Below are 6,594 nucleotides of genomic sequence, written 5' to 3' on the forward strand. Positions count from 1 at the left end.
ATCTGTGGCTGCAACTCCTGCATCTGGCGCGTGGTCCGGATCTGGCGCACGAAAGGGTTGTACAAGATCGCACGCAGGGTGAACACCAGGAACATCACCGCCAGCGTCCAGGTGAGGAAATTCTTCGGACCCAGGCCGGGCACCGCAGAGAAGGCTTTGTACCAGAGCCACATGATCGCCGAGACCGGGTAATAGAAGTAGTCCAGGCTGAACGGGTCAAAAGACAACAGAATCACTCTTCTCTAACGTCGGTGGGGTGTCCGAGTCTTGGACCGCGGCTGCGTGGCGCTCCGGAACTGGGTCCCATCCTCCCTGATGCCACGGGCCGCACTTCACCAGCCGGACACCGGCCAACCAACTCCCCCGCACCAGTCCGAACTCAGTCAGGGCGTCGACCGCGTATTGACTGCAGGTCGGCGTGAACCGACACGTCGGCAACCGCAGCGGCGAAACCATGTGGCGGTAGAGCTGGATAGCGAAGATCAGCCCGCGCGCGAGCGCGAATTCGGCGGCCCGTAGTCGTGACATCCGGGCTCTCACCGCTTGGACTCGATGCGCCGCAAGCCCGCCCGCAGTTCCTCGCCCAAGCGGGCGGACGCGACATCGCGACTGCTGGGCAGCGCACGGATCACCACATGCTCGGAGTGCGTCAGATCAGCGAACACCTCCCGGGCAACGTGGCGCAGACGCCGCGAGAGCCCGTGCCGCTGCACGGCAGTACCGACCGATCGCGAGACGATCAGCCCGAGTTTAGGATCGCCGGTTGCACGCCGCATATAGATGACCATGTCCGGTTGGACGGATTTCTTTCCGCGCTTGACCGTCGCATCGAAATCAGACGACCGCGTCATACGGTTCCGCGCGGAGAGCACCGCCGCTACACCGGGGTCATATCAAGCAGTCAGCGACCGACGGCCCTTGCTGCGCCGGCTCGAGACGATCGCCCGACCGGCGCGGGTCCGCATGCGCAGCCGAAAACCGTGCACACGGGCACGGCGCCGGTTGTTCGGCTGGAATGTCCGCTTGCCCTTTGCCACGACTCTCTCCTTGCTGCATCTGGCATCGTGCCGGACGCGGTACCCCGTGCCAGCGGGTCACACGTCTACCCACGACGCCTCGATAGGCTCTACGTCTTGCTGGTAACCGGCGCGCTGGCAGACTGATCGCCCGAATCGCAGCCGTGTCGCCTACTTTCGGGGCGACTGTATGAGGGTACTGACGTGCGTTCGCCCGGTCAAACCACCCCGAGCGAGGAGCGTTCCCCGGCTGACCTTTAACTGCCGTCACACCTGCCACCGACCAGGGAGCAATCTTGTGCCGCCCATTCCGAATGTTGCAGAACGGTTGGCCGCAGGCGCGGAAAACTGTTAGCTTCGGTCGGTGCTGTTTCACATGGAAACGGCGCTGGACAACGAAGCAAGGATGGCGGATCGGCCTCCTAGCCAGCCCGATTATGCTGGCCGCCTCGAGCGCCGGTCACGCGAGCTGTCAGGGGTCAGTTGCGGCTTGCCGTCCGCTGACCTGTCCACACCTGTGGATAACAGTGTGGACAGTTTGTTGTCGGAACTATCGGTGGAACGTTTACAGCATTTCAGGGGGACCCGTCGTTGACCGAGGATCCCGGATCCAGTTTCGCGACGGTCTGGAGCGCGGTCGTCTCCGAACTCAACGGCGAACTTCACGCAGACGACACCGTCCTCAACGGCACAGCCTATGTATCGCCGCTGACACCACAGCAACGAGCATGGCTCAACCTGGTGCAACCGCTCACGATCGTCGAAGGTTTCGCTCTTCTTTCCGTACCCAGCAGCTTCGTCCAGAACGAAATCGAACGGCACCTGCGCACCCAGATCACCGATGCGCTCAGCCGCCGACTCGGCCAGCAGATCGAACTCGGTGTGCGCATCTCCCCACTGACTTCCGATGAATCCGACGACCGGGCCAAACCTCCCCTCGACGACATCGACGACATCGACGAGATCGACGAAGACGGCGAAGCCCTTGCCAGCGCACACCAGAGTTGGCCGTCGTATTTCACCGAGCGGCCGCACAGCCAAGCCGCCGACGCTGCCGCCGGCCTGAGCCTGAATCGGCGCTACACCTTCGACACCTTCGTCATCGGGGCGTCGAACCGGTTCGCTCACGCCGCCGCACTCGCCATCGCCGAAGCACCGGCCCGCGCATATAACCCACTGTTCATCTGGGGCGAGTCCGGTCTGGGCAAGACGCACCTACTGCACGCCGCCGGGAACTACGCCCAGCGACTCTTCCCGGGCATGCGCGTCAAATACGTCTCGACCGAGGAATTCACCAACGACTTCATCAACTCGCTGCGCGACGACCGCAAGGTCGCTTTCAAACGCAGCTACCGCGACGTCGACGTGTTGCTCGTCGACGACATTCAGTTCATCGAGGGCAAGGAAGGTATTCAGGAAGAGTTCTTCCACACCTTCAATACGCTGCACAACGCCAACAAGCAGATCGTGATTTCCTCCGACCGGCCGCCGAAACAGCTTGCGACACTTGAGGATCGGTTACGAACCAGGTTCGAGTGGGGCCTGATCACCGACGTTCAGCCACCGGAATTGGAAACCCGCATCGCCATTTTGCGCAAGAAGGCGCAGGTTGAGCGCCTCAATGTGCCCGACGATGTGCTCGAGCTGATCGCCAGCAGCATCGAACGCAACATCCGTGAACTCGAAGGCGCGCTGATCCGGGTCACCGCGTTCGCCTCGTTGAACAAGGCGCCGATCGACAAAGCCCTCGCCGAGATCGTGTTGCGCGACCTGATTGCCGACGCCAGCACGATGCAAATCAGCGCCGCGACCATCATGGCCGCCACCGCGGAGTACTTCGACACCACGGTGGAGGAGCTACGTGGGCCCGGCAAAACCCGTGCGCTGGCTCAGTCGCGACAGATCGCCATGTATCTGTGCCGCGAACTGACCGACCTGTCGCTGCCCAAGATCGGGCAGGCGTTCGGCCGCGACCACACCACGGTGATGTACGCGCAAAAGAAGATCCTGTCCGAGATGGCCGAACGTCGTGAGATCTTCGATCACGTCAAGGAGCTCACCACTCGGATTCGGCAGCGCTCGAAGCGTTGAGCGGTACCGGCCACCGGAGCATCGAGTGGCCAAATACCCCACGGCTTTTGGGCTCCGCAGCGGTACCGAGGCGTTTCGTCACACGCAATGTCAAAAAACTTTGGACTCGCGAGCACCATCCGTCACAGCATGAGCCTGTGCATACTCCTGTGCGCAGTCGGCTTCCACATGGCCTTCCAACACCGGGTCCGTCCACAACCCTGACTGCTCCCCAACCGCTGCACACAAACCACACAACCCCTGCCCGTGTCATACACAACCCAACGCAGGCTCCAAGCAGCACAGACACCACCCTGTGCACAATCTGCACAGGCCTTATTACTGTTATTGATGTATCTACAGAATTTGTTCTTCAGAAAAAGCTGTTGGGGACGAACCGATCCACACCCTGAATCACGGTGTCCAACGCCCTGAGTGTCACTGATTCCGATTAGCTTTCAAGATGGCCTCTGACGCTCTACGGTTGTGGTTCGGCTGCCCGTTCGGCAGTCGAAATGAAGTACGGGCACGGGCATCCGTCGGCGAGGTTCACAAGAAGTGGCGCCGCCAAAGCTGGCCGCGCTGTTCGAGGTGATTGAAGGGACGCAATGGACGTGGCGACGACCGCCGTCGGCCTGACCGACTTGAAGTTCCGCTTGGTGCGCGACGACTTCGCAGACGCCGTCGCCTGGGTGGCGCGCACCCTGCCGTCTCGGCCGACGGTGCCGGTGTTGGCCGGCGTTCTGCTGACTGGCTCCGACGCCGGCTTGACCATCTCCGGGTTTGACTACGAGGTGTCCGCAGAAGTTTGTCTGGCAGCCGAAATCGCCTCGCCTGGAACAGCTTTGGTATCTGGAAGGCTGCTTTCTGACATCACCCGGGCGCTACCGAACAAGCCGGTTGACGTGCAGGTGGAGGGCACCAGGGTCTCGCTGGTCTGCGGAAGTGCGAAATTCTCCTTGCCGACGATGGCTGTCGAGGATTACCCGACGTTGCCGACGTTGCCCGATGAGACCGGTATGCTGCCGGCCGACCTTTTCGCCGAGGCGATCGGCCAGGTCGCCATCGCTGCCGGTCGCGACGACACCCTGCCCATGCTGACTGGGATCAGGGTCGAAATCTCAGGTCATGCCGTGGTTTTGGCCGCTACCGACCGATTCCGGCTGGCTGTTCGCGAGCTCACCTGGGCGGCTGCAGTGCCCGATGTCGAGGCCGCGGTGTTGGTGCCGGCGAAGACATTGTCGGAGGCGGCCAAGAACGGGACTGACGGCGCCGAAGTGCATCTGTCGCTGGGTGCCGGCGCCGCGGTCGGCAAAGACGGACTTCTCGGTATCAGCGGAAACGGCAAGCGCAGCACTACCCGACTGCTGGATGCGGATTTCCCGAAGTTTCGTCAACTGCTGCCCAGCGAACACACCGCTGTCGCGACTGTCGGAGTCGCCGAACTGGCCGAGGCAATCAAGCGCGTGGCGCTGGTGGCCGACCGCGGCGCGCAGGTCCGGATGGAATTCTCGCAGGACACGCTTCGGCTGTCGGCCGGAGGCGACGACGTCGGTCGTGCCGAGGAAGACGTGTCGGTGCAGTTCGCCGGTGAACCGCTCACGATCGCGTTCAACCCGACGTATCTGACCGACGGCCTCAGCTCGTTGCATTCCGACCGGGTGTCGTTCGGATTCACCACGCCGAGCCGTCCCGCGGTGTTACGGCCGGCCGGCGACGACGCGCCACCCACCGACAGCGGACCCTTCCCGGCTCTTCAGACGGATTACGTCTACTTGCTGATGCCGGTTCGCCTACCGGGTTAGTAGCTAGGTGTACGTCCGTCATCTTGGCTTACGTGACTTTCGGTCGTGGGCGAACGTCGAACTCGATCTGACACCCGGGCGGACGGTATTCGTCGGGCCCAACGGTTTCGGAAAGACGAATCTTGTTGAGGCGCTGTGGTATTCGTCGACACTGGGATCGCATCGGGTCGCCACCGACGCACCGTTGGTCCGAGTCGGCGCGCAGCGGGCGGTGGTATCGACCATTGTGGTCAACGAGGGCCGCGAATGTGCCCTTGACCTGGAGATCACCGCAGGCCGGGCCAACAAGGCAAGGCTGAACCGCTCGCCGGTGCGCAGTCCGCGTGAAGTCGTCGGCGTGTTGCGGGCGGTGTTGTTCGCACCCGAGGATCTGGCGTTGGTCCGCGGCGATCCCGGCGACCGTCGTCGTTACCTCGATGATCTTGCCGCGGTTCGCCGACCACGGGTGGCGGGCATCCGGGCCGACTACGACAAGGTGGTGCGCCAGCGCACGGCGTTGCTGAAGTCCGCGTCCGGCACGCGCTTGCGCACCGACCGCGGAGCGCTGGATACCCTCGATGTGTGGGACGGCTACCTGGCTACCCACGGTGCCGAATTGATGGCGGCCCGAATCACATTGGTCAACGAGCTGGCGCCGATGGTGCAAAAGAGTTATCAGCTGTTGGCACCGGCGTCGCGACCCGCTTCGATCGTCTACCACGCCAGCATCGACATCGAGCCGCAGCGGCCCGATGTCGCCACCCTGCAGGCAGCGCTGTTGGAAAAGATGGCCGCACGCCGCGCCGCGGAACTTGAGCGCGGCGTGTGTCTGGTGGGCCCGCATCGTGACGACCTCGAGTTGCGACTCGGCGAGCAGCCCGCGAAAGGCTTTGCCAGTCATGGGGAATCCTGGTCGATGGCACTTGCGCTGCGCCTGGCCGCCTACGAATTGCTGCGGGCGGAGGGCAGCGAACCGGTGCTGTTGCTCGACGACGTATTCGCAGAGCTCGACGCGGCCCGCCGCGAAGCCCTGGCCGCCGCGGCCGCATCCGCGGAGCAGGTGCTGGTCACCGCGGCGGTGGTGGACGACATTCCGCGGGATTGGCTGGCCGGCCGCGTCGACATCACGCTGAACGACCACGAAACCGGGCCGACCTCGGCGATCGTCGACGCCGAGAAGGAGGATGGCAATGGAACTTGACCGTGACACCCCGGAACCCAACGCCGCACCGCTGGAGAATCCGAGCCACGTCAAAGGGATGGATCTCGTGCGCCGGGTCCTGGAGGAAGCCCGCGGCGCAGCCCGCACCCAAGGTAAAGACGTCGGCCGCGGCCGCCGGCTACCGCCGACCCGCCGGGTGGCCGGCAGTGGTCGCCGGCGCTGGTCCGGCCCGGGTCCCGACGCGCGTGACCCGCAACCGCTGGCGGGGGCTACTCGGGATCTGGCGAAAAAGCAGGGCTGGTCCCCCAGGGTCGCCGAAGGCGCGGTGTTCGGTCGGTGGCCGGCGGTGGTCGGCGCCCAGATCTCCGAACACGCGACCCCGACGGCGTTGCGGGACGGGGTCCTCAGCGTCAGCGCCGAGTCGACCGCATGGGCGACCCAACTACGGCTGATCCAGAGCCAGGTGCTGGCCAAGATCGCTGCGGAGGTCGGTGACGGCGTGGTCACCAGCCTGCGAATCACCGGTCCGACGGCCCCGTCATGGCGCAAAGGCGCGTTGCAC

The 6,594-nt window shown here is 64.0% G+C and carries 7 protein-coding genes and 1 pseudogene; 4 read left to right on the forward strand and 4 right to left on the reverse strand.

Translation table 11 applies throughout. The features are described from left to right. The 4 genes and pseudogenes from AC2VOU_RS12955 to rpmH all read right to left on the reverse strand — a co-directional run. Nucleotides 1–233: pseudogene (locus AC2VOU_RS12955) on the reverse strand (membrane protein insertase YidC); the annotation flags it as partial. Then, complete coding sequence (gene yidD / locus AC2VOU_RS12960; RefSeq protein WP_486938017.1) at nt 217–528, reverse strand: membrane protein insertion efficiency factor YidD; 312 nt, start codon at nt 526–528, stop codon at nt 217–219. The gene yidD and the pseudogene AC2VOU_RS12955, both read right to left, overlap by 17 nt. A gap of 8 nt (nt 529–536) precedes the next feature. After that, on the reverse strand, nt 537–872 hold the full coding sequence (gene rnpA / locus AC2VOU_RS12965) for a ribonuclease P protein component (protein WP_486957743.1): 336 nt from the start codon (nt 870–872) through the stop codon (nt 537–539). Between the two features lie 21 nt (nt 873–893). Beyond that, nucleotides 894–1,037 (reverse strand): 50S ribosomal protein L34, encoded by a 144-nt coding sequence (gene rpmH, locus AC2VOU_RS12970; protein WP_070355130.1) that lies wholly within the window; start codon nt 1,035–1,037, stop codon nt 894–896. A 570-nt stretch (nt 1,038–1,607) separates the two neighbouring features. On the opposite strand from rpmH, the gene dnaA reads away from it, so the two are divergent. The 4 genes from dnaA to AC2VOU_RS12990 form a co-directional block, all read left to right on the forward strand. Then, nucleotides 1,608–3,107 carry a chromosomal replication initiator protein DnaA gene (dnaA, locus tag AC2VOU_RS12975; RefSeq protein ID WP_486957744.1) on the forward strand — a complete coding sequence of 500 codons (1,500 nt, stop codon included), beginning with the start codon at nt 1,608–1,610 and terminating at the stop codon, nt 3,105–3,107. A 587-nt stretch (nt 3,108–3,694) separates the two neighbouring features. Next, nucleotides 3,695–4,891: a DNA polymerase III subunit beta gene (gene dnaN, locus AC2VOU_RS12980; RefSeq protein WP_486957745.1), complete on the forward strand. Its 1,197-nt coding sequence runs from the start codon at nt 3,695–3,697 to the stop codon at nt 4,889–4,891. A 7-nt stretch (nt 4,892–4,898) separates the two neighbouring features. Beyond that, nucleotides 4,899–6,071: a DNA replication/repair protein RecF gene (gene recF, locus AC2VOU_RS12985; RefSeq protein ID WP_486957746.1), complete on the forward strand. Its 1,173-nt coding sequence runs from the start codon at nt 4,899–4,901 to the stop codon at nt 6,069–6,071. Then, a partial coding sequence (locus AC2VOU_RS12990) for a DUF721 family protein (protein WP_486957747.1) occupies nt 6,061–6,594 on the forward strand: 534 nt, incomplete at its 3' end. The genes recF and AC2VOU_RS12990, both read left to right, overlap by 11 nt.

This window comes from Mycobacterium sp. TH-M25 (assembly GCF_057473665.1).